Source organism: Spiroplasma helicoides (assembly GCF_001715535.1).
In the GTDB taxonomy this organism is placed as follows: domain Bacteria; phylum Bacillota_I; class Bacilli_A; order Mycoplasmatales; family Mycoplasmataceae; genus Spiroplasma_A; species Spiroplasma_A helicoides.
Map to the genome: position 1 here is coordinate 1268313 of NZ_CP017015.1, position 25036 is coordinate 1293348.

The 25036-nt window shown below is 27.5% G+C and carries 25 protein-coding genes; 2 read left to right on the forward strand and 23 right to left on the reverse strand.

The window, feature by feature from the left end:
* Nucleotides 1-5 precede the first annotated feature (5 nt).
* The 16 genes from SHELI_RS05625 to SHELI_RS05695 all read right to left on the reverse strand — a co-directional run bounded on the left by SHELI_RS05625 (nucleotide 6) and on the right by SHELI_RS05695 (nucleotide 16354).
* Nucleotides 6-1865, reverse strand: coding sequence for a hypothetical protein (locus SHELI_RS05625; protein ID WP_069117473.1), 1860 nt, complete (start codon nucleotides 1863-1865; stop codon nucleotides 6-8).
* A gap of 83 nt (nucleotides 1866-1948) precedes the next feature.
* Nucleotides 1949-2236, reverse strand: a complete 288-nt coding sequence (gene rpmE / locus SHELI_RS05630) for a 50S ribosomal protein L31 (protein WP_069117475.1) — start codon at nucleotides 2234-2236, stop codon at nucleotides 1949-1951.
* A gap of 99 nt (nucleotides 2237-2335) precedes the next feature.
* On the reverse strand, nucleotides 2336-3883 hold the full coding sequence (locus tag SHELI_RS05635; protein ID WP_069117477.1) for a lipoprotein: 1548 nt from the start codon (nucleotides 3881-3883) through the stop codon (nucleotides 2336-2338).
* A gap of 71 nt (nucleotides 3884-3954) precedes the next feature.
* Nucleotides 3955-5433: a hypothetical protein gene (locus tag SHELI_RS05640; protein ID WP_069117479.1), complete on the reverse strand. Its 1479-nt coding sequence runs from the start codon at nucleotides 5431-5433 to the stop codon at nucleotides 3955-3957.
* 93 nt (nucleotides 5434-5526) lie between these two features.
* Nucleotides 5527-6351, reverse strand: a complete 825-nt coding sequence (locus SHELI_RS05645; protein WP_069117481.1) for a hypothetical protein — start codon at nucleotides 6349-6351, stop codon at nucleotides 5527-5529.
* Nucleotides 6352-6363: 12 nt separating this feature from the next.
* Entirely contained in the window at nucleotides 6364-7239 is an 876-nt protein-coding gene (locus SHELI_RS05650; protein WP_069117483.1) for a hypothetical protein, read from the reverse strand.
* Between the two features lie 79 nt (nucleotides 7240-7318).
* On the reverse strand, nucleotides 7319-9214 hold the full coding sequence (locus tag SHELI_RS05655) for a heavy metal translocating P-type ATPase (RefSeq protein WP_069117485.1): 1896 nt from the start codon (nucleotides 9212-9214) through the stop codon (nucleotides 7319-7321).
* On the reverse strand, nucleotides 9207-9425 hold the full coding sequence (locus SHELI_RS05660; protein WP_069117487.1) for a heavy-metal-associated domain-containing protein: 219 nt from the start codon (nucleotides 9423-9425) through the stop codon (nucleotides 9207-9209). Before SHELI_RS05660 ends, SHELI_RS05655 begins: the two co-directional genes overlap by 8 nt.
* Before the next feature lie 14 nt (nucleotides 9426-9439).
* The gene (locus tag SHELI_RS05665) at nucleotides 9440-9763 is read right to left on the reverse strand and encodes a hypothetical protein (protein ID WP_157087602.1); all 324 of its coding nucleotides are present in this window, start codon (nucleotides 9761-9763) and stop codon (nucleotides 9440-9442) included.
* Nucleotides 9764-9883: 120 nt separating this feature from the next.
* Entirely contained in the window at nucleotides 9884-10057 is a 174-nt protein-coding gene (locus SHELI_RS06060) for a helix-turn-helix domain-containing protein (RefSeq protein ID WP_157087603.1), read from the reverse strand.
* A 16-nt stretch (nucleotides 10058-10073) separates the two neighbouring features.
* Nucleotides 10074-10967, reverse strand: coding sequence for a class II fructose-1,6-bisphosphate aldolase (fba, locus tag SHELI_RS05670; protein WP_069117491.1), 894 nt, complete (start codon nucleotides 10965-10967; stop codon nucleotides 10074-10076).
* A 121-nt stretch (nucleotides 10968-11088) separates the two neighbouring features.
* The gene (locus SHELI_RS05675) at nucleotides 11089-12687 is read right to left on the reverse strand and encodes a CTP synthase (protein WP_069117493.1); all 1599 of its coding nucleotides are present in this window, start codon (nucleotides 12685-12687) and stop codon (nucleotides 11089-11091) included.
* A gap of 62 nt (nucleotides 12688-12749) precedes the next feature.
* On the reverse strand, nucleotides 12750-13217 hold the full coding sequence (rpoE, locus tag SHELI_RS05680; protein ID WP_069117494.1) for a DNA-directed RNA polymerase subunit delta: 468 nt from the start codon (nucleotides 13215-13217) through the stop codon (nucleotides 12750-12752).
* Between the two features lie 21 nt (nucleotides 13218-13238).
* Nucleotides 13239-14432 carry an HD domain-containing protein gene (locus tag SHELI_RS05685; protein ID WP_084449282.1) on the reverse strand — a complete coding sequence of 398 codons (1194 nt, stop codon included), beginning with the start codon at nucleotides 14430-14432 and terminating at the stop codon, nucleotides 13239-13241.
* A gap of 13 nt (nucleotides 14433-14445) precedes the next feature.
* A complete protein-coding gene (gene gltX / locus SHELI_RS05690) occupies nucleotides 14446-15882 on the reverse strand; it encodes a glutamate--tRNA ligase (RefSeq protein ID WP_069117498.1) in 1437 nt (478 codons plus the stop codon).
* On the reverse strand, nucleotides 15869-16354 hold the full coding sequence (locus SHELI_RS05695) for a 2-C-methyl-D-erythritol 2,4-cyclodiphosphate synthase (RefSeq protein ID WP_069117500.1): 486 nt from the start codon (nucleotides 16352-16354) through the stop codon (nucleotides 15869-15871). The genes gltX and SHELI_RS05695 overlap by 14 nt, the downstream gene beginning before the upstream one ends.
* A gap of 101 nt (nucleotides 16355-16455) precedes the next feature.
* Between SHELI_RS05695 and SHELI_RS06225 the strand changes: the two genes are divergently transcribed.
* Complete coding sequence (locus tag SHELI_RS06225; protein ID WP_069117502.1) at nucleotides 16456-16698, forward strand: hypothetical protein; 243 nt, start codon at nucleotides 16456-16458, stop codon at nucleotides 16696-16698.
* On the forward strand, nucleotides 16680-17327 hold the full coding sequence (locus SHELI_RS05705) for a hypothetical protein (protein WP_069117504.1): 648 nt from the start codon (nucleotides 16680-16682) through the stop codon (nucleotides 17325-17327). The genes SHELI_RS06225 and SHELI_RS05705 overlap by 19 nt, the downstream gene beginning before the upstream one ends.
* Nucleotides 17328-17337: 10 nt before the next feature.
* Here the strand turns inward: SHELI_RS05705 and ychF are convergent, their stop codons facing one another.
* The 7 genes from ychF to SHELI_RS05740 form a co-directional block, all read right to left on the reverse strand.
* The gene (gene ychF / locus SHELI_RS05710; protein WP_069117506.1) at nucleotides 17338-18435 is read right to left on the reverse strand and encodes a redox-regulated ATPase YchF; all 1098 of its coding nucleotides are present in this window, start codon (nucleotides 18433-18435) and stop codon (nucleotides 17338-17340) included.
* A 33-nt stretch (nucleotides 18436-18468) separates the two neighbouring features.
* Entirely contained in the window at nucleotides 18469-19341 is an 873-nt protein-coding gene (locus SHELI_RS05715) for a ParB/RepB/Spo0J family partition protein (RefSeq protein ID WP_069117508.1), read from the reverse strand.
* Nucleotides 19328-20101: a ParA family protein gene (locus tag SHELI_RS05720; RefSeq protein WP_069117510.1), complete on the reverse strand. Its 774-nt coding sequence runs from the start codon at nucleotides 20099-20101 to the stop codon at nucleotides 19328-19330. The genes SHELI_RS05715 and SHELI_RS05720 overlap by 14 nt, the downstream gene beginning before the upstream one ends.
* A gap of 16 nt (nucleotides 20102-20117) precedes the next feature.
* The gene (gene rsmG / locus SHELI_RS05725; protein ID WP_069117512.1) at nucleotides 20118-20816 is read right to left on the reverse strand and encodes a 16S rRNA (guanine(527)-N(7))-methyltransferase RsmG; all 699 of its coding nucleotides are present in this window, start codon (nucleotides 20814-20816) and stop codon (nucleotides 20118-20120) included.
* A gap of 34 nt (nucleotides 20817-20850) precedes the next feature.
* Nucleotides 20851-22431 (reverse strand): amino acid permease, encoded by a 1581-nt coding sequence (locus tag SHELI_RS05730; RefSeq protein ID WP_069117514.1) that lies wholly within the window; start codon nucleotides 22429-22431, stop codon nucleotides 20851-20853.
* Between the two features lie 128 nt (nucleotides 22432-22559).
* On the reverse strand, nucleotides 22560-24329 hold the full coding sequence (locus SHELI_RS05735; RefSeq protein ID WP_069117516.1) for an ATP-binding cassette domain-containing protein: 1770 nt from the start codon (nucleotides 24327-24329) through the stop codon (nucleotides 22560-22562).
* Between the two features lie 21 nt (nucleotides 24330-24350).
* Entirely contained in the window at nucleotides 24351-24962 is a 612-nt protein-coding gene (locus SHELI_RS05740; protein WP_069117518.1) for a hypothetical protein, read from the reverse strand.
* Nucleotides 24963-25036: the final 74 nt, after the last annotated feature.

Sequence of the window (25036 nt, forward strand, 5' to 3'; positions counted from 1 at the left end):
TCCCCCTAAAGTATTTCTAAAATAGCATCTTCTGAAAAATAAACACTTATAGATTTTTTAGATTCAATCTTTTCACTTGAATAGAAAAACAATTTATGTCCATCATCACATTGCATTTGATATACTTTTTCATCTCTAAACTCTGTGGTTGGTTGAACTTTACCCTTCACTTCAATATATTGACCTTCAATTTTTCTTTTGCTAGTTGAAATTGACAACGGATTTAATAACAATTGACCTTTCTCGTGAAACTTTGAGTTTGTAGTTTTAATTTTATCATTGAAGATGAATAAATGTTTTTCGTTATAGCTATATGGTATTCTGTTTTTATTATGAAATACTCCGCTTCCAAATGTGTTTCATTTTGATTTTAATAACATATCAAAAGATAATTCTGTTATTTGTGCTTCTTCTACCAAAAATAGCTTTTGTTTTAAATCATAAATATTTTCTAAATTTTTCTCCATAAAAATAACGCAAAACTTTTTATTAATTATTTTTAGGTTTTTTAAAACATTTATGAGTTCATCATAATCAGTTTTTGATAAATTAGATAAAGAGTTATATAAAATAATGTTATATTTTTTCAAGTATATAGATTCTAAGATTTTTAAATAAATAGAATATAGTGCACTAACTTTAAATGTTTTAACACCTAAACTAAAATTCATTCCCAACTCTTCAACTGTTGAGTTAATTCATATTGTTGCTTGTTTAGATATAGTTTCAATCTTACTTTTGTATTCTTTTAACTCTTTATTAAAATTCTTTTTATTTCCAAATTCTACTTCACCACTTAGTAAAGATTGATGATATTTATGAATAATTTCAACAATTTTACCTCTTATCATCGTTGACTCGTCGCTTAGTCCTTCGAAAAACATTTTTTCTTGTTTTTGCTTAAACTCAAATCTTTGATCAATTGACAATTGTCTTCAAGAAAACATGTCGTCTATTTTTCTAAACTTTTTATATTTTTGATTATCTACTTTTGATAATTCAAAAAATATTTGTTTTTTTAGACCATTTATAGTAAATCTGTTTTTTGACAATTTTCTTTTTATGGTGCTTATTTTTAAATCTATTATTTTTAATTGTTTTCTAATAACAAAATTATGTTGTTTAAATGATAATTCTTTTGCTTTTTTTCTAACTTTTTTATCTTTACTTTTTTTAGCTTTATATTGACAAGTACATAGAGAGTTCAAATCAATAAATGAATAAACTTTATCTCACAAACTTTGTAAAAATGTTTGTAACAATTCTAAATTATTGTTGTTTTCAACTAAATAATAGTAATCTTTTAAAATTATTAGAATGTGTTCTGATATTTCGTCAATATTATCATTTAGCTTATTTTCATTAAAACTAATAATTTGTTTTAAAAATTCGTTAAGTCATTGTTCTTCAATCTCACATGAGTTGCTAATAAACTTTTCTACCATCTTATCAACTTTATCTCTCATTTCCAAATCAGTCTTGTTACTTTTTGAAGTAGCAAATGAAAGGTATGAAAACTTTGTATTATAGTAATTAATTTTAGCCTGGTTGTAAAAATCTTTATTAAATAAAAGAGAACTGTGTAACCAAAACTTTTCAGGTCACTTTCTAAAGAAACGATTACCGGCTTTTATAATTGCTAACTTTTTTTTAGTTCAAAGTCTATTAACTTTATCATAACCATCAACTTTAAAGGTTCCACTATCTACCAAATATCTACCTTCTAAAATCTTTTTAAACTGTTTTAAAAGTTTGGCTTCACTAGAAACAATAGTAGTCATATTTCCACTATTAACCTCAAAATTAATTAATGGAGGAATAACTTTTTTATTTACAAATCTAGCGTTTTTTATTGAATAACTCATTATTTACCTCCCACTTTTAATATTGTATAACAAATCTATTTTCTAAACAAAAAAACCAGTTTCCTGGTTTTTTATAATAAAGACTATTTTTTGTCTTTTGCTTTTTTTGCATTTTCTTGTTTTTGTGCTTCACTAATAGCTTTTTTTTGCGCTGCCATAGCTTCTTGTTTAACAAATTTTTCCTTAAACTTCTCTACTCTACCCTCTGCATTTGCAAAAGATTGTTTACCTGTGTAGAATGGGTGACAGTTTGAGCAAGTATCTACTCTCACTTCTTCACCTCTAGTTGATCCTGACATAAATTCATTAGAGCAAGTAGTACAAACAAACTTAGTTTCAAAATATTTTGGATGTATATCTAATTTTGGCATATCTTCACTCTCCTTATTGAAATAAAAACCTTTAAGTTCAATACAAGAATAATATTAACATATTTTTAAAAATATTTACTAATTTTGATAAATTAAATATTAAAATGTTACAACTATGTCAAAATCACAACTGCCACTAATATTTTTAGAAGATGGATTTGCAGTTATTGTTACAGAACCTTTTGGATTGATTGGTGTTGGTTTTGAATTAACTTGCATTATGTAGTCGCTATTTTCCTCAACTTTTATACCAAATAATTCACTTATTCTAGCATTAACTTTTTTGGCAAGCTCTGATTCAGAATAGCTTGTCATAGATAAAACTGTATTTTTTCCTTTTGTTATTGTTGAAAGATCACCCATAACAAAATTAACAAGGATAATTACATCTCCTGTAACAATTGGGCTTGAATTTATAGCACTCATCATTATTTGACCTTGTGAATCATTTGTTGCTTTTTTAAATATTTTCTCATCTTTACCTGATTGATCTGTTGAAGAAGCACCTTTGAATGAGTTATATCAAAAGTCTTTTTCATATTTTATATTTCAAGCTTCTGCAGCGTATACTTCATCTTTAACTAAATCTGGAAATGAATTTTGAATTAATGATATCGCAGATTTTTTAACTGCTTCTAATGTATTATTTTCTGGTGTTATAGTTTTTTCACTTACTACATCATTTAAATCCTTTTTCTCAAATACAGTAAATGTAACTGCTCCTTTGAATGTTTTGCTATCTTCTTTTGCAGTTAATTTAATAGATTTTACTTTTGTGTCATCTTTTTCATATTCAAATGTAAAATCAGCTTCTGGTGTAACTTTAAAACCAAGTTGAAGTGTTATTGAAGAGATGGCTGCTTGTTTTGCTGCTTCTTGTGATTTTTGTCAAATACCAACAGAAGTAATTGAATCACCCTGAGCTCCATAGATGCTTTGTAATTTTGCATTATCTTCTTCTGCATAATTAATATTCAAATTCTGTAATGCAAGAAGTCTCTCTGCACTTTTTAGATCATTTAATTGTTGTTGACTCAAATCACCTCTTTGTGCTTCTGCTTTTTGTAAAATATATGCAGAAATTACTTGAGCAATGTGTGCAGTGTTAAAATTTTTTATATCTGCAGTTTCAAGATCTATATTTTCCAGATCTTTTTCAGTAAATTTTTGGCCCAACAAAGTAATTGCGTTATTATAACATACATTATTGATTCGTTTTTCAAGATAGTCTGCATTATCATTTGCAGGTACTTTATTATTACTTGCTTCATATTCTGTTGCATATCTAGTTTTCACAGAATTCATGTTTTCGGTAACAATTTTTGCATTATCTTGTATTGCTGGTAATGCAAAGGCTTGGGCAGCTTGACCCAAAACATCATTTGGTTTAATAGCTCAATCTCCTATAAGTTTATTTATATCTATTGCATTGTTTATAGCTTTGTTAGAATAGTCAACAGAACTTGCAGATAAATCAACAATTTTTCTTGAGTCAATTCAAGGAACAATCTTTGTTCTAGATAATTTACTTATATCTACTCTTGTGTCACTTTTTTTAGCTGTATCATCTAAAATACATGCTGTTGTTGCTGCACTTGTAGTTACTATTAAACTAGTTGCTGATAAAAAACTTAATAGTTTTTTCATATGATTTCACCCCTAAAAATTTAAATACTTTTTATGATTATACTACATTTATGTGTTACATCCTAAGGAATCTAGTGAATGATAAATGTAACTTTACCCTCATTAAAATTAAGACTATTTTTATTTATTGATAAAGTTATGCTTCCTAATTGTCCTTCTTGTTTAGGGTTATAGTCACTAAAAACAAGATCTTCTTCCAAAGAAGCGCTAATTCCATATTTATTATATAATAAATCAATTATGCTTTGCTGAATGGATTTTATGTCAGAAGAATCAGTGAACAGATCTAATTCCTCGGTTGATAATTTTGATAAGTCACCTTTGACAAACTTAACATTATAAGTAACTCTTCCAGTAACTAAAGAACTAGAGCTGATTGCATCAATTGTAATGCTACCGTCTTTAGAATTGGTTGGTTTTTCATAGTATAAATAATCACCGGCGTGGTCGTTAAATCATAAGTCTCTTTTTTCTTTTAATACTCAATTATTTCAATCATACTTACTTTCGTTAATTACTGGTTGTATGGTATTCTTTATATCTTCAATTACACTTTGCTTAACATCTTCTAGTTTTATAGAATCGGCTTTAATTGATGGACTTTGAAAATAGTTTGAAATATCTATTTTCTCAAATACATTAAATACATTTGAACCTTTTACGAGTTTACTATCACTATTTGCTTTTACGCTCACAGATTTAATCCTATTGTTAGAATCATAGTTAAAACTTTCAATTTCCAAATCATACTTTATATCACTATCTGTGGTTGTTTCATCATTATTATCTTCTTTGGCACTAAGGTTGACACCTTTTTGTAACCTAATTGATGATAATACTGCATCAACAACTCCATCTTTGCTTTCTTCTCACTTTGTAGCTGACTTTATAAAATCTTTTCTTCGATATGAGTTATCAACATTATTTCACTTATCAGCAGCAAATCCAAGATAAAATTTTGAAACATCAATAGATTGCTGTGCCTCAACCACTTTTTTCAAATTGTCATTATCTGTTGCTAATGATTTTGCCTTAGTACAAAGATTTTGAGCTTGAAGTACTGTTAATGCAGCAGACGCACTTGCATCACTTGCGTTGTAATATGCTCTATTTGTTATTCTTGTTTCTAAATTTATCACAGATTCTTGATTTAAACTTGCTTCATACTCGGTTGCATATCATTTAGAGACATTTATTTGATCTTCTTCGGTTTCATTGATTGTTGTCAAAGCAAGACTTATTGACATAATCATTAGTTGATCTTCATCATCTATACCATTTCGTTCCAATATTTTCATGATTACTTGTAAAGCATCAAAACACTTTTTGATAGCCCTTTGTGAATATGAAACAATAGAGTCTGTTTCTGATGCTATTTTTTTAGGATCTGCCCAAGGTAAAATATATAACTGGCTACCATGCAATGAACTAAGGTCTACTCTGGTGTCAGTACTATTTTTGGGTATTATTTGAGATAAACATCCAATTGATGGTGCTGTGCTTGCTGTTACGATACCAAAACTCATCAAAAATTTTAATAACTTTTTCACAAACATACCCCCAACTAGAACTTAATAAAACTTTTAAGTTCCTTAATATTATATAAGCAAAATTAAAAAATAAGTTTGTTAAATATAACAAACTTATTTTTTTAATCTAAGAACTTTTGTTTTTCATCAAGTTATAATTTTTTCACTATGTTTATTTTTAAAATTATGCACTGCGTTATTTACTCATATTAAGAATATGTGTTGTAAATATATTCATAATGCAAAAACAACTATTAGTAAAATAATATAACCAGCAACCGAATTACCTACAAACAGTTTGCTTTTTTCAAACATTGTAAAAGGATATGGCCAAGTAGCTTGTTCATGATATCATCTATCACCATTAATAGTTGAATGACTAAGGTCTTTCATATAAATTAATCCTCTAAAGTAAACATAGAATAGATAGCAGAATGGATATAAACCTGCAATATAAATATCTTTTTCTTTTCAGAACTTTGTATAACTCAATTTTGTTGTTCCAGATGTTATTAAGTACATTATAAATATATATAGTGGACAAACAAAGTGTGTTGCTATTGTACAAGCAATCTGGTTTTTAGTATAAAGATTTAATTTCATCTCTCCTTCAACAAAAGAGTAAATAATACCAATTCAAAAAATTATAAAAACGATCAAGTTTCAATTTAATAATGATCTTGTAAATCCCTCAGAAGTAATACCCCTACCTCTTCTATCATAATTAATTACCAAAAATACTAACCAAACTATTGACATTATATTTACCTGAACTGATAAAAAACTCATAATAATATCATAGTTTATCACTCAAGAATATGCATCATATCACTGTTCAACAAAGCAACATTCATATAAACCAAAAATCAACATACCACCAAAAAAGGCAGCTAAAATTAAATAACTATATCAAATTTTACTTTTATAAAATGGTTTCATACAATTACCCCTCTAATAATTAATATCTTCTATATTTATATTATTTACCATATCAACAACTGATGGAGTAAAATCCAAAAATGATGATGGCATGTAGTTTTTGTCACTATTGTAAATTATATTTGATAAATCGATCAAAGTGCTACTATTTACAAACCCTTGGTAAATAACACCATAATTTTTTGTTTGAGTAGCAGAAGAATTTGCAATTGGCGTTATAGCATCTGGAACATTTCCGTCACTTGTTCTTCAAAATGAATAGGGATTAGAATTTTTAGTATCAACTTCTAATGAATTATCTTGTAATGCAATTTTTTTGTTTACATTTATTCTTGCATAAAATGGTGTCTCACCTTGTTGACTTCCGGTTTTGTCTGAGTTTAAAAACGTCACAGATAAAGATCATTCATCATCGCTTATTCATCCTGCTGCATTTTTTGCAATTGGTTGCTTTGGTGATTTTGCATCTACTAAATCTGTATAATTTCATTTAGCAGCCTGCCACTTTACTTTATTGTTTATTCAAGATAATGCTGGTATTTTAGCCGCCACCTCATTTAGTAAAATATTTGCCATAACATATTGCGTTAGTGAAGCATCCAAAACTTTTGTTAACTCTTCTTCACCAGTAAACGTATATCCCATTGTATTTGCATAAAGATTAATGATAAGTTTTTTTCATTCAGCCAAATTATCTTCGTCTAGTTTACTCATTAGTTTAACATCATATTTTTCAAAAAGAGAGGTTGTTAAGGAAGTTATAGATAATATTTTTTGTTCATTAGTATAACTTGAAGAAAATCCCAAACTTCCATTACATGAAGTAGTCATTGAAACCATATTTGCAACAATAGAAAAAGATAGTAAAAATTTAACTAGTTTTTTCATACAACCCAACCCTTTTTAAATCATTAAAGATATTATATACTTCTAAAAAATAATTTACCACTTTTACAATAAATGTTTATTATCTTTTAAGTTTGAATACTAGTGAATTTAATAAAACCAAAATTGAAGAACAAAACATTGCAAACATACCAATCATTGGATTGGTGATATTAAAAATGGCTAATGGTATCAAAATAATATTATAAATAAATGCTCAAAATAAGTTTGATAATATAATTTTTTTAGTATATTTTGCATACTTGATAGAATCAACTATTAAAGATATATTAGGGTTTAATAAACTTATATCAGATTCCAAGTCTAAGTAGGTTTTATTCGTCACTATTGAAATTGATAAATTAGCTTTTTGCATAGCTAATATATCATTCATTCCATCTCCTACAAATAAAACTTTTTTGTTTTGTTTTTGATAGTTTTCTATTAATTCTAGTTTTTGCTTAATTGTTTTTTCAGAATGTACTACATCAATGTCAAGTTTTTTGGCAACGTAATTTGCACTGTTGTTGTTATCACCAGTTATCATAACTACTTCATAATGTTGCTTTTTTAAAATGCTAATAGCTCTTTTAGCTTCTTCTCTTACAACATCATCAAATTCTATAAGAGCAACTATTTGATTTTCTTCTAACAATAAAGTGGCTGTTTTGTAAATTTTATTTTTATCAAAAACTATTTTTGACTTAACTTGATCTTGATAATTTGAAATAGGCATTAGACTGTAATTAAGTTTATTAATAGAAAAACTTGTATCACTCTTTTTAACAAACGAATCTGATTGATTGTAAAGCACTTTTTTATTTCTTAAGTAGTTTAGAAAACCTGTTGCTAGTGGATGACTAACTGTTGATTCAAATTGACCAAGTATATCTAAATACTTTTTATCTCCTATAAAATTTTTTACGCTAACTTCTCCTTTTGTTAGAGTTCCGGTTTTATCGAATGCAATAACATTAACTTTTGAAGTTTTACCAAAGGCATCGGGCTTATTAAATATAACTCCTTTTTTAGCAGCTTTGGTAGAACCAATCATTACAGCAAAAGGTATTGCAATACCAATTGAACATGGACAAGCAGAAACCAATACAGTTATCATAACTTTTATAGATTCATAAATATTTGCTTGATTTAATCAAAAATAACTAATGAAAAAAGAAGCAATAGAGATAATAATTACTAGTGGAGTAAATATTTGAGCTATTTTATCTACAATATTTTGAAGTCCTGACTTTTCTGATTGGATTGTTGCAACTTTGTTAACAACTTTATTTAAAAAAGAGTCGTAAAATTTACTTGTTGTAGATAATAAAATCTCATTACCTTTATTTATCATTCCCGCAAATAGATGATCATTTTCATAAAATCTTTTTGTTGTGTTTTCCCCATCTATTATTTGAGTATTTATTTGGGCAATCGGGGTTATTAAACGAGCATCAAGTGGTATGACTTGATTAGTTAAAACTTTTATTGTGGTGTCTTTTTCAACACTATAAATTTCTTTTTCAACAAAATTATCATCAGTTTTAATCATAACTTTTTTTGGTTGTAGTGTTGTGAGGCTTTTCAAATCTGAAGATATAACTTTTCTCAACATATCATTGATTGTGTCTCCTGTTAAAACAAAAAGAATTACAAAGATACAAACTTCAATTAGTTCTGGAAACTGATTTACAATCAATTGATATATTGAAAACAAAAATGCAGACTGAGTTGATATAAAAATCAAAAGATTCATACCTATTCTTTTTCATTTAAAAACTTCATAATAAGTGTTTTTGATATATTTTTTTCCAATTATGTAGGTTGCAATTAGCCCGAAAATAAATAAAAAATATTTATTATAAAAAATATCTACATATATACTTTTAGAAAAATGATTTATTATCATTGCTATTGCTACCAATAAACTTAATATTCAAAACACAATTAAATTAATTTTTTTTAAAAGTTTAGTCATTTATCAAATTGCCTTTGAACCCACTTTTTTTTAGTTTGGTTAAAATTTCATCAATCTGTTGGTTACTTTCATCATAACTGAAGTGAACTTCTTTAAGTGGAATAAGTATTTTAGAATCTTTCACATCTATTTTTTCCAGTACCTTAGATATTGATGCAGCACAATTTGGACATTCTAAATTGTCAATATATACTTTTGCATTTTTAATCATTTGATTTTCTCCTACTATAAAAACGTTTCTTCAATATTTTCAATACCTTTAAATTTTTTCAATAATCTATAAGCTGATTTATAATTTATGTTTAATTCACTAGAAAGAAATTGTGCAGTTATTTTTTTATTATCACAATAACGTGCTAAAGCTTCAAAACAAATTTTTAAAGATAACTTACAATTTTCAAATATTGTGTCTTTTCTTGGATAAATAAATTTTTGACAACAACAAACAAAGCAGCTTCTCTCTAAGTAACATTTCATCTTATCTAAGTTGCATCCACAATTACAAAAAGTAAGTTTATTTTTTTGTTTTCAATTTATTAAAAAGATCATACAATCTTTTTCCTCTTTAAAATTTTTTTTGAAGTATTCAAAATTCATAATAAACCATTCTAGTATTAACATTATATCACTTATTGTGTCTTATGGATAAAATAAAAAAATAGGTCAAACCTATTTTTCGTATTTTGTCTTAAGTGCTTCTTTTCCGCCCTGCTCATATTTCTTAACCCAGTTTCTTAAAGATACTACACTAATGTTTCTGGTTGGTGCAAAGTGTGAAGCTGATACCCCTGAATTTTTAAAGTCATTAATAATTTTAACTTTTTCTTCAGCAGTTAAATGCATTTATAAGATACCCTTATTAGTTTGCTTTCCCATAGCACCCAAATAATTTTGTTAATTCTACAAAAGTATCTTTAATTGCTTTTGCTCCAGGTGCCAACAATTTACGTGGGTCAAAACCTTTAGCTACATCGTCAAGATCTTTTTTCTCTTCAATATATTTTCTTGTTGCATCTCTAAATGATAATTGAAGTTCAGTATTAACATTAATTTTTGAAATTCCAAGACTTATAGCCTTTTTAATTTGATCTTGTGGAATACCAGAACCTCCATGTAATACCATTGGCATGTTACATGCAGCTTGTAATTCTTTTAATGTGTCAAATGATAAAGATTCTCATCATTCAGGATATTTACCGTGAATGTTTCCAATTCCAGCAGCTAACATAGAAATACCTGTTTTTGACATTTCAGCTGCTTGTTTAGGATCTCCTAATTCACCTGATCCAATAACTCCATCTTCTTCTCCACCAATTGAACCAATTTCTGCTTCAACTGACACTTCGTGATCGTTTGCAAATTTCATTAATTCATTTACTGATTCTAAGTTTACTTTGTAATCTAAGTGTGAACCATCAAACATAACTGATGAGTAACCTGCTTCAATACATTTTTTAGCCATATCAAGTGATTGACCATGATCTAAGTGTAAAGCCACTGGTACAGTAATATTTAAATCCTCTAATAATCCATTTACCATACCTACTATTACTTTTAAACCTCCCATATATTTTATTGCACCTTCTGAAGTTGCAATAATAATTGGTGTTTTGCTTTCTTGAGCTGCCTCTAGTAAAGCTTTTGTTCATTCTAAGTTATTAATGTTAAAATGACCAATTGCATATTTACCAGCATGAGCGTCACTCACCATTTTTTTAGCATTAACTAATTTTGCGTGATATTTTCTTGACATAAGAATTTCCTCCCAATATTTATTATACAACTTAAAGCAAAATAAAACATAATAATGTAAAAAAGAGAAATTTATAAAGAGAAATTTATTTTTATATAAAAATAACATATCTAAAGATATGTTATTTATAATTATCACTTATGGCTTGCACAAATCCTTTAAAGAGCGGATTTGGTTTATTTGGTCTAGATGTGAATTCTGGGTGGTATTGACAAGCAATAAAGAATTTATGAGTTGGTATTTCGATTATTTCAACTAAGTTTTCTTCTTTATAAATACCTGAAAACACTAATCCTTTTTCTTCTAGTAATTCTCTATAACTATTATTAAATTCATATCTATGTCTATGTCTTTCAACAGCTGTTTTGCTACCATACAATTGACTTGCTAATGTATTAGGTACAAGGTTAGTTGTGTATTTACCCAATCTCAAAGTACCACCAATATTTTCCCCATCTTTGCCTTCTAAAATGTCGATTATTTTATTTTTAGATTCTTTATTAATTTCTGATGAAATAGCATCTTCAATACCAGCAACATTTCTCGCAAATTCTACACAAGCGACTTGCATACCAAGACATATTCCTAAGTAAGGTATATTATTTTCTCTAGCAAATTGGGCGGCAAGTATTTTACCTTCCACACCTTCTTCACCAAATCCTCCAGGCACCAATATTCCCTTAGCATCTTGAAGTTGTTCTTTAACATTGTCTTTATTTAAATATCTAGAATTTACTCAAACAAATTTAACTTTCTTTTTAATATCATATCCCGCAATTTTTAAAGATTCCATAACAGATAAGTAGGCGTCACTTAATTCTACATACTTTCCTACAATATGAATTTCCATTTCTGTACTTGATTCCATTATATTTAAGTTAAATTTTTCTCAACCACTCATATTTAAATTTTTTAATTCTAATTGCAATTGATTAGCAACAATGTTGTGCAGGTTTGTTTGCTTTAATATTAAAGGAATTTTATAAATTGAATCACTGTCAGGACAAACAATAACATTTTGAGTTGTTATATTACAAAATAAAGATATTTTATTTTTAAGCCTTTCATCAATCTGACCCTCGGTACGTGCAACAATTACATCTGGTTGAATACCTAAACTTAACATTTCTTTTACTGAGTGTTGAATTGGTTTGGTTTTGTATTCTCCTGAAACTCTCAAAAATGGTAGTAGTGCTACATGTATAAACATCACATTGTTATAACCTTTTTCCATTCTTACTTGTCTAATGGCTTCTAAAAAAGGTTGTGATTCAATATCACCAACAGTTCCACCTATCTCACTAATTATAATGTCTGCTTTGCTAATATTCTCTGCTTGATATATTTTTTCTTTTATTAAATCTGTTATATGTGGGATAACTTGTACTGTTTTACCAAAATACTTTCCGTGTCTTTCTTTTCTTAAAGCTTCTGAATAGATTTTCCCCGCACTTCATGAAGACACTTTAAATAAATTTTCATCAATAAATCTTTCGTAGTGGCCTAAATCTAAGTCGGTTTCTCCACCATCCTCAGTTACAAACACTTCACCATGTTCGATTGGGTTCATAGTACCTGGGTCTATGTTTAAATAAGGATCAAACTTTTGCATAAAAACTTTTAAGCCAGAGTTTTTTAATAATACACCTAGCGAACTACCGGTTATACCTTTACCAAGACCAGAAACAACTCCACCAGTTATAAAAATATACTTTGCCATTTTAACTTCCTCCTTTTTACAAAAATAAAAAAGTAGTCACAAAAAACTACTTATTAAAACTCTTAGTCGTCGTAGTCGTCTTCACCTAAATCTGTTAGGCTTAGTTCGTCTGAGTCGTCAAAGTCTTCATCATCTTCTTCTTCATCTTCATCATAGTCGTCATCAATACTTAATTTCAGTTTTGAGGCATCAATTTTATTTGTTGTATCTGAATCGTCATAGCTATCAGTGTTTGAATAGTCAATATCATCGAACTCTTCTGTGGTTTCAAATTTATCAATGTAATCATATTGCTTTTTGATATCATCAAATTTTAAATAATCTCTTAAACCCCACTTACCTTCTGAGGTTAGTGCAAACCTGTTGTCTAAAACCAGATCACTATAAAGTTCTGCGATTAATTCATTCTTTGATTTGTTAACATCTGCAATGTCGTTCTTGATTGAGTTTCAAATATCTTCAAAACTTGCATCACCTTTACTTGATTGTAAAAAGTTGTAAGCTAATTCGATTGTTGGTATGTTTGCCATAAAAAATATCCTCCATGTTTTTTATTCTACATTATCCTTTAAAAAAACGTATAAGTTTTTTTCTATATTTTTTGGTGTTAATTTAAGTATTTGTGATTTTTCGATGATTTCTTCAAGATTGTTATTAAAAACTAAATAAATTTTTTCATCCTTACTTGAATGACTAGGGCTATAAATTCCTGAATTTATATTTTTTATCGTTTTAAAGTAATACTTTTGTTCTTCTTTACTATAACTGTTCTTGTATTTTTCGAATTCTTTTTCATCTAACTTTGAAGATACTTCTAAAAACTTTCTATTAACAATTCTATCAGATAAATTTTTTAGAATTTTGTCATCTTCATTGCTAGTACATTTTATGAATTCCATCAAACTATAATCATCTAATCTTAGGTATGATTTTAAATTACAAGTCTTATTTTCTAATAAATCTTTAAAAATATCAATAACTTTGGTGTTTTTAAATTGAAAACCTTTATTATATAAGTCTTTTAATCTCAAAAATCATGACAAAAGTGTTTGATCAAAAGCTTTACTTACATTATGATTGTAGATTTGCTTAAACATATAAAATCTACCCAGTAAATAATGTTCGATTGCATACATTGCTTTTGTTTTAAAAACCAATTTTTCTTCGAAAACAAGAGAGTTTCTAATAATTCAATTCAAATCTAAATTTGCATAGTTAACACCAGTATAAATAGAATCTCTTAACAAGTAATCCAATCTATCAGCATCTAATTGACTAGAAATTAGGCTATTAATTATGTTATTTTTGTGATTACCCAATATAACTGATGCTACTTCTTCTGGTGATACTCCGTTTTTTGCAAGCACCTTATTGATGTTGGTATCTCCTAAAATGATATCGACTGTGTATTTTTCATGTGGTTGACTAGATGCTATTTTTTCAAAACTATGGCTAAATGGACCATGACCAATATCATGTAATAAACCAGCAATCTTTACTGTAAGTTGATCTTTTGAATTGATGTGAGAACTTATTTCTTTATTATCTAAAAATTTATTTATAATATGGTAAACTCCAATACAATGTGAAAAACGGGTGTGGCAAGCACCTGGAAATACAAATTGACTTCCACCTAGTTGAATTATTCTTCTTAATCTTTGAAACTCTGGTGTATCTATTAACTCATTTATAATAGTTTCTTTTATAGAAATATCCCCATGGACATTGTCTCTTATAACTTCCATACTAATCTCCCATTTATATTAGTGATTCAATATTTAATAAAACTTTTTCTTGGCCAATTAATGAAATTGTTTTTGCTAATTCTGGTCCGTGAAAACTTAGTGTTGTAAAAATTCTTATCGGCATAAATAAATCCTTACCTTTTTTACTAAAATCTTCACCTAATTTTTTAATAACGTCTTTTATTTCTTGTTCTTTAAATTCTTTAAGACTAGAAAGTTTTTTCTTAAGATCTAAAATCATTTCTTTATAGTCTGACATTTCACTTAAAACTTGTTTAGTTTGATCATCTGTGGCGTTTTTAGCAAAAAATATATCTAAATGTTCATTAATTTGTGATCCAAATTCCAACTCTTTTTTAAATAATAGAAGAACATCTTCAATTCATTGATCGCTTTTTCCACTCAAGTTAAATTTACTTTCATCTATAAATTTTTTTGTAAAATCTACAAATTGTTTATCATCAAGTTTTTTCATTCATTGACTGTTGATTCACTTCATCTTAACCATATCAAAAGTACTTGGAGATTTAGAAAATCTTGCTTCATCAAACATTTTGACAAATTCTTCTTTTGAAAATATTTCTTGCTCAACTTTTGGGCTTCAACCCAATAAAGCGATATAATTAAACAAGGCTTCTGGCAAATAACCTTGTTCTCTGTATTGAGAAATAAAAAATAATGCGTTACCACTTCTTTTTGATAATTTCTTTTTGGTTTCATCCACAATCAAAGTTAAATGACAAAACTTTGGTTCTTTTCATCCAAAAGCTTCATAAATCAAGCATTGTCTTGGTGTGTTAGAAATGTGTTCTTCTCCTCTAACAACATGAGTTATTGCCATATCAACATCATCAATAACAACCGCAAAATTATATGTAGCTATTTTGTTAGATTTTAAAATCACAAAGTCCCCGATTTCTTTAGTGTTGAATTCAACATCTCCTCTAACAACGTCATTAATTTTTATTATTTTATTTTCTGGTACTTTAAATCTAATATTGTATGGTTTATTTTTATGTTCTTCTGTTAAGGTTAGATTTAGACATTTTCTATTATACTGAGGGGCTACAATACCTCTTGCTAATTGCTCTTCTCTATCTTTTTCTAATTCCTCTGGTGTACAAAAACATTTGTAAGCATAACCTTTTTCAATTAATTCATGTGCTTTTTTATCATACACATCAAATTTTTTAGATTGCATATATTTGCCGTACAACTTGTTTGGGTTTAGAAATGATTCATCAGGTCCAATACCCAACCACTCCATATTATCGAATTGTGATTCAATTGCTCCTTCCACATTTCTTTCTATATCAGTGTCTTCAATTCTTACAATAAAAACACCCCCATAATGTTTTGCGAATAGATAATTCATTAAAGCTGTTCTTGTATTACCAATATGCAAAAAACCTGTAGGTGATGGTGCGTATCTTAATCTAATCTTGTCCATTTTTTTGGTCCCTTCCACAAACAGATACATTGCTATAAACTGTTATTAGTGATTTATCGTTAATTTCAGTTCTTGTTGCTTTAATAGAAACTTGTGTCTCAGAAATGTGAAAGAACTTAGCAACGTTTGTTCTTAAATCTCTTTTGTGATCCACAAGAGAAGGTTCATCCAATACAACAGTAACATCTATATTTGATATTATGTAATTATATGAAGTCAAAAGTTTATTAACATCAGCTACTATTTCTAGTGAACTAAAATTCTTTGGTTTTGTTTCAGGATTATAATAAGTACCCAAGTCGTCAAATCCCATAGCACCTAAAAAAGCTTCGCAAATAGAGTGTAACATTGCATCACCATCACTATATGCATCTGTAGAAGGAAAATCCTTAAAATATAAACCTCCTAAGTTCATTCCTTTTTTATCCCAATCTAGTAAATGTCTATCTACCGAAAAACCTACTCTAAACATAAAATCACCTCTAAAAAAATTATACATAATAATTACGATAATATTTGTTGAACTTTATTGTGTTTGTGGTCATAAAAACTTTATTTGTATATAATAAAAATATGATTGACAATTCACAAATAATTAAAAAATATGAGTTAGATGAATTTATCGATTTTGATAAAATACATGTTAAGGCAGATCACTTAGACCAAAAAACTAAGAACAAAGCATATATTTTAATAGCTTTAAATGTTTTTATATTAATCGCATTTTTTGTATTAATTTGAGTTAACTCATTATTTATAGATTTCAAAACCAAGATGGTACTTATAATAAAGGTTCAATGATTTTTTATGCATTAACGACAGTTGTTTTAATAACAATATTTATTATCTCTTTTATTATTTTTTTATCAATAATTAATTTATTTTTAAATTATGGAACACTTAGAGATAGAAGTTTATTCAATTTTATAAGAGAAATAGATTTTCTTACATTTTACAATAAAGTAATTGAAAAAGATTTTAAGGGAATAAACATGGTTATTGAAAAAATTGAGTTTAATGATGATGCGAACTGTTATAAAAACTCAATTCTTCAGGCAAATTTATATCATATAAAATACGATAATAAAAAATATATAATAGATTTTTCAAAAGAGAAGAAAAAAAATAGCTTTATGGAGTATGCAAGAATATACATATTTTGATCAGCATATCAATATACAAAGTTTGCAGAATTCTTCTCTTCATCAGTTTTAGAAAAGGGTGGAGAATTTAACAGTAATATAGTTAAAGATCAACTAGTAAGAAATTGAGTTTATAAATTATATTTAAAAGATGAAAACAATCAAGTTATTAAAGAAAGCCCTGATACTTATAATATAAGTGAATTTAATTTGGGCATTAACTTCAACTCTATAACATTAAAAAAAATTATTTCACAAATGAACAAGAACATACAAAACTTTATTACTCTTGTAACTAAGTAAAATAATTTTTTTATTTATTAAATTTGAATAAACAAACATCTCCATCTTGAACTTGATAACCTTTACCTTCAAGGCGAACTTTTCCACTATTTTTTAGTTCTTGTTCACTACCTAGTTCAAAAATATCTTCACATTTATATACATCGGCTTTTATAAAACCTTTTTCAAAATCAGTGTGAATAATTCCAGCACATTGTGGTGCTGTGGAACCGTCTTTGAATTGTCAACCTCTTGCTTCTTGCGGTCCAGCTGTAAAGTAGGTTTTTAAACCTAGTGTTTTATAAGCTGATTTGATCAAAACTTCTAATCCAGATTCAGAAATTCCAGCTTCTTCAAGAAAAACTTGTTTTTCTTCAGAATTTAATTCGCTTAATTCTTCTTCAACTTGAGCACATATTTTTACAATGTCGCTCCCGCTATTTCTTGCATATTCTTTTAGTTTTGTAACGTATTCATTATCCTTAGTTATAAATTCCTCAGACACGTTGGCTACATATATAAATTTTTTAGTTGTTAATAATTGAAAAGACTTAAGTAAAATCTCTTCTTCTTTATCAAATTCTAATTTATTAAGTAACTTTCCATTACTTAATTGTTCTTCACACTTTTTTAATAAATTGTATTCTGCAATTATATTTTTATCTTTTGAAGATTTAAATTTAGGCTCAACTTTAGCAAGTCTCTTCTTAATACTAGATTCATCTGCCAACATTAACTCTAATTCAATAATTTCTGCATCTCTAATTGGATCAACACTACCTTCAACATGAGTAATTTCCTTAGAATCAAAGCACCTTATAACTTCACATATAATATCAGTCTCTCTTATGTTTGCTAAAAATGCATTTCCTAATCCTTCACCCTTGCTGGCACCAGCAATTAATCCTGCAATATCAACAAATTCAATCGTCGTGTAAATCGTCTTCTTACTTCCAAATATTTGAGCAAGTCTGTCTAGTCTTGCATCCGGAACTTCAACAACCCCAACGTTTGGTTCTATTGTTGCAAATGGATAATTTGCAGCTTCTACCTTCGAATTCGTTATTGCATTAAATAGTGTAGACTTACCCACGTTTGGTAATCCAACTATACCTACTTGTAATCCCATTATTTTTATTTCGCTTTCTATTTTTAATTAGAATTAATCTTCGTCTAGTAATCCTAAAATTTCTAGTATTCTATTCAAATCATTGTTATCTAAATATTTTATTGTTAGTTTTTGATTTTCAATAGTGACTTTTGTACCTAATCTTCTCATCAACCTATTTTCTGTATAAATTGTTGATGTATCTTTTTGTTTTTTTTCTTTTTGTTCTGGGGTGTTTCCACCATTTTTAATTAAAGCTTCAACTTCTCTTGCAGTTAAATCTTCTTTTAAAATTTTTTCAAAAATTTCATTAAGCAATTTTGTGTCATTTAAAATTGAAAGCAATGGTTTTGCCTGCCCCATTGTAACTTTTTTTTCTAACATTGCATCTTGAATTTTTTGTGGTAAATTTAATAACCTCATAATATTGGCAACATGCGATCTGGATTTTCCAACCCTTGACGCTATTTGCTCTTGTTTAAGTTTTAAACTTACTGATAATTGTTTATAAGCTATAGCTTCTTCAATATCTGTTAAATCAACTCTTTGAATATTTTCGATAATGGCAAATTCTTCCATTTGTTGATTTGACAACTCTAAAATAACTACCGGCACTTCTTTTAGTCCGATTGATTTAGCAGCCCTAACACGTCTTTCACCAGCAACTATTTCATTATTTTTAGTAATGATAACAGGTTGAATTATTCCATGCCTTTCAATTGATTGAGCAAGTTCTTCAATTTCTTCTGGTTCAAATATTTTTCTTGGTTGATAAGGGTTTGGTTTTAAATCATCTACTAGAACATAGGATTTAATTTCATTAGCAACCTCTTTATTGGTTTCAATTACATCAATTACATCTTTTACAGATTCACCAAAAATTTCATCTAAACCTTTAAAGTTATACTTTTTCTTAGCTGTAGCCATTTTCTTTTAGCACCTCTTTTACAAAGTCAAGATATGCAACTGATCCTGGACCATTGCGGTCATATTCAAAAATAGACTTTCCATCAATTGAAGACTCAGATATTTTAATATTTCTAGGTATTACAGATCTATATACTTTAGGACCAAATGTTTTCATTATTTCTTCTAATATATCATGTGCTAATTTAGTTCTAGCATCAAACATTGTAACCAAAACACCTTCAACCGTTAAATCTTTATTTAAAGTTTCCTTAACTTTTTTGATTGTTCTTAAAAGTTGTGCCACCCCATGCATTGCATAATGTTCTGCTTGGATTGGTATTAAAACAGTATTAGATATAGCTAAACCATTTCTATTTATTAATCCTAAACTTGGTGGACAATCAATAATTATAAAATCATAATCATCTTTTATTTCATCAATTTGTGTTTTTAATACATTTTGATTATTGTTTTTTTGCTCAAGAAGAATTAAATCAACAGCAGCCACATCGATTGAACTTGGTGCTAAGTCAACATTTTCTTTTACATTTTTAACAATAACATCTTTTAGTTTTTTTTCACCAACAAAAACGTGATACATACTTAACGTTTTATTATCAATTTCGTAACCAACTCCTGTTGTTGCATTAAACTGAGGGTCAATATCTATTAATAAAACTCTTTTATTTGCCATTGCTAAACCACAAGCCAAATTAATTGATGTTGTTGTTTTACCCACTCCACCTTTTTGATTTGATACTGAAATAATTTTTGCCATAACTTTATCTCCTAAACTATTTTCCTAATGGTTTTTTCTTAATTTGCGGATAAGGTCTTGGATAATCAATGCTAGTTGACCTTACTTTTTCAAAAAACAAGTTGACCCTTTCACCCAGTTGATCTATTTCTAGATTTTGCTGTTTTACTAATTTTAGTCCAATAGCACACTCTTTACCATTAAGTTCTGATAGTTCGGTGCCTGCATTTTTTGATTTTAAGCAAATAAAGTGACCATTAATTTTTAAAGCCTGCACACCAAGTTCCAATAAAATGTTTAATTGTGCTAATGCTCTAGAAATTACAATATCATATTTCTCTTTATTGTCTATAGAAAATTGTTCTGCTCTTTGAGAGCTAGTGGTAATGTTATTCAATTCCAGTTTTTTTATTACGAGATTTAAAAAAGCTATTTTTTTATTATTAGATTCTACTAATGTAACAATTGTTTCTGGAAAAAGAACCTTTATAACTATGCCGGGAAACCCAGCCCCAGTTCCTATATCTAAAATAAATTGATTTGATAATTTAAAATCTTGTGAAAATATAATTGAATCATAAAAGTGCTTTCAAAAAATTTCTTCATCCAATACAATTGTTGTTAAATTGTATTTTTTGTTTTCTTCTTGAATCAAATTTTTATAATCAACTAATTGTTTTTTTTGTTTTTCTGTAATGGGACCTACAATATCTTCAATAACTTTTCAGTTGAACACATTGACCTCCTTGCGAAAAACTAAATCACTTAATTTATTTTACCAAGTTTTCAGTAGATTTTTTATTAGAATTCTCTAAATTACTTTGTTTTTTTAAAAGTTCTTCATTTACAAAATAAATAACTGCTATTACTATAAATTGTAACAGTCATAATACAGATGTTATTCTTCCATTAATAATGTTTAGATCACTATCAGGTGTTACCCCTAGTTTTTGAGTGAATGGAAAGATGAACATAACGTAATACACATATGGCATTATTAGTCCAAGTATTACGAGTGCAACAATTGTTGTTACAAATCCACCTTTTACTTTTCTAACTTCTACTTTATTTTTAACTCTATTTAAAACTTGTCCTATCATCAGCATTATATAAAATACAAATGCATAAACAACAGTTGCTCCTGTTAGAGTATCAGATATATACATAAAGTCACCTGAGGATTTGCCTGTTTCTCTAATTGGTCCCATGGCAAATGAAAGTGCAATACTTAAAAAGAATACAGATAAAATTATTAGGTAACTTAAAAAAATGATTCTTTTTCTAGTAATATCTTTACTTCCTTTTCCAAAATACATCAAACCTTCGTTTGCAGATGATTCAAGGGCGTTTGGTAGAACACCTGTGTACCCATTCACTAATGTAATAACAGTAAAAGTTATCATAATTTTGACTAAAAAACTAGCCCAGGGTGCTTTTACAAATAATTTATCTATTAGTTGAAATATATTACCATTACTTGCTCCAATAAATATAGCTATAGTAATAATAATATAAAAAGCTCCAACTGATATGATTGCTATTAATAAAGCTGGTGATACAACTTTTTTGTTCTCAACATCTTTTTGTAAAGTTGCTGCATGAACAAAACCGTCAAATGCAAATATAATTGGTACAACAGTTGCAAAGATTGATGAGAATGCCCATTGATTATGCTCTGTATACATGTCAAATGAGTTTTTTCCTCCTCAACCTTCACTAGTACTAAAGTGAACCACAAATCCACCAATAATAACTATTATCAGGGGTAAAAATTTCAAGAAAGTTAAAGCTGTTTGAATAATATGTCCTGGTTTTTTAGAATATAAATTCATTGTTTGAAATCCAACTAATATAATAGTTGCTAAAAATATTTTTAAAACACTGAATGCTTCATAACTCAAACTTTCACTTACTGGAGTACTTCCTGTTGTCGCTAAGAATGGATCAAGTCCATATGAGAAAAATACTTCAACTGTGAACATTGAACCAAGTGCAGCAATAATTGGCATATAAAACGATACATAAAATATTGCAGTCACTGATGCTGCTCTTCTGTTTATGAATTTTGAAACTCATGACATCATAGTGTTATGTTCATCACTTTTTATACCTGATGATATCTCTATAAATGAAAGCATCATCAAAGTTGCAACTATCGCTACAAAAGTTCAAATTGCAATTGCTAAGTAGGGGTTTTGGTTTGCTGCTTCTAAAACTCCTCCACTATTTTTTTCACTTCTATTTTTTAAGTAAATCCCAGCACCAACAACTAGTCCAAATGCCAGGGAATAAATTGAAAGAAACTCAAACACTTTGTTAAGTGCTTTGTTCTTTTTGTTAATTTTTATCATAACTACCTCTTTTATTTTTTTTCGACTGATATGTTTTTATTATATATAAATAACACAAAAAATAGGTATTTTTATTAATATTGTTTATAAAAACTACCTATTAAGGTAGCTTTTCAAAATGAAATATTTTATAATGGTAAATCTTTTTTTATAAAGATAAAATAAGAACCTGTTGTCAATGACGCTGCAATAACAAACAGTACTCCACATCCAATTAAAAACTTTTTCTCAGCTTCTTCAAAAGATAGTCCAAATTTCGCAGGATCTAAATATTCTTCAAAGCTAAATAGGCTATTAATATTTAACGATTTTATTGCTTGTAGTTTATTTGGATCTGAATTTAAAGAAGTTATTATTGCTAATATGTAAAAAGTCAATATAAGTGCTCCTGATAATGAGAATGAAAATACTCATTTATTAAAATAACATGATGTTATTAAACATATTGAGGCAATTGCAATTAACAATAAATAAAATCCTAAAAATGACAAATTAAATATTTTATAATTAATACTTACAATTTTACTTGAAGCACTAACCATTGAGAAAGTAAGTATATATAATACTAAAACACTTATTGTTATGTACCCATAATATGTTGCTATTTTTATTGAAAATATTTTTTTTCTAGATTGATTAGACATTAGTAAGTTAGATAAAGTTCCTTTTTCCACCTCACTTGCAAATAAGCTATTTCCAGAAAATACAATAAATAATACTAAAAACAAATATGGTGATCCCAAGGGTGCTTCCAAAACTGGTAATAATGTGTATCTATAATCAACATCTTCACCGATATTATTAAGTGTTGTGATATTTAGTATTGGTATTAGTAATGCAACAGCAGTCATTACTGCTCATAAAATTAGATATTTTCTGGCTGTTGCTCTAACAAGCTCAAATGTTGATCCTATTTTCAAACCTGGTTTGTGTTGTTTTTTTAAGTTTTCTGTTTGAATTTGTCCATTTTCATAATGTTCCATAAAATATTCTTGTAATTTTAAAGGTTTTTCTTTCATAAAACTTACATCAAAATCCCCTAAAGCTTGAATTAACTCATTGGTTTGTTCGTTGGTTATTGAAAGAAATACTTTATTTTTACTTTGAATTACTAAATTATATTTGTTTAATTTAGTTTCATTAAAATCATATTCTTTTTTAAATTCTATTTCATATGTTTTGTTTGAGTTGTAAAAGATGTCTTTTAATTCAATTGTAGATATTACAACTCCTTTTTTAATAACTGCAACATAATCACAAGTTGCTTCAATCTCAGAAAAAATATGACTTGATAAAATTATTGCCTTACCTTCATCTTTTGTTTTTTGAACCAGTTTTACAAATTTATCTTGCATTAATGGATCAAGTCCTGTTGAGGGCTCATCAAGTATAAATATATCTGGTTTATGCATTCACGCTAATATTAAAGATATTTTTTGTTTCATACCTTTAGACATTTTTTTAATTTTAACACTTGCATCTAATTCTCAATAATGAATCAGCTCTTCTACATAATCTCAATTATCTTGATTTCTTAAGTTATATACCTGTCTTATTAAGTCTATTCCTAACATGCTTTCTGGTAGTGCAATTTCCCCAGGAACATATCCTAATTTTCTTTGTATTTTTTTTGCATCAACTCATGAGTCTAGACTCACAAGTGACTTGATAGAAGTGTCTGGGTTTTGAATGTTGTCAATCAACACTGTGCTTTGTCCTTTATCAGCTCTCACAAATCCCAACAGCACTCTAATAGTTGTTGTTTTTCCTGAACCATTTGGACCTAAATATCCAAAGGCTTTTCCATATATTACATCGAAGTTTATGTTTTCTATTCCATAACCTGTTTTAAATCTTTTTGTTAAATTTTTAACACTTATTGCTACATTATTTTTCATAATAGTCGTCCTTTCGTTTTTTTATTTAAAGAAAGGTTTTTTACATTTATCATAAAACGAAACAATATCTAATTTTATAACTTTTGTGTAATTAATTTTTTGCATTTTATTGTTAACTCAAGCCTGTTTTTGATTCTTGTAAAACATCATTCTTAATCATTTTATAAAATTTAAGTAACTAATTAAAAAAAGTATTTTTTTTGTCATTTGTTTTACATAACATTGTAAAATTTTTTTTACACTTAAATGATTTGTTTTTATTAAATCATTTAACAACATAAACAATATATAAGTAGAGTTAAAAGTTGCTAAAATTATAATCGCTATTAAACTTAAAAAGCTTTTTGCAAATACTAAATTATTAGCAATATTTGATGAATAATCATTAACACTTACCATTAAAAGAGTGTAGATAATTATAATTCTCAAAAATTCATTTTTTATAGTTTTTTTTGTAACATTTGATTTTTGATATAAGTTATCCTCAAACAACATTAAAAAAGACCAAAATAAAAGTAAGATTTCTAGTAGATTAACTACAATACTAGCCGTTGGTGAATAAGTTGAAAAAATTATACTGGCAAGTAATAATATTGTTATTAAAGTTTTAGTTAAAATTTTTTTTATGATCATCAACACTACATCCTTATTTATATAATTATATACCAAATAATTAATTAAAAATATCATTAACAAATAAAAACTAC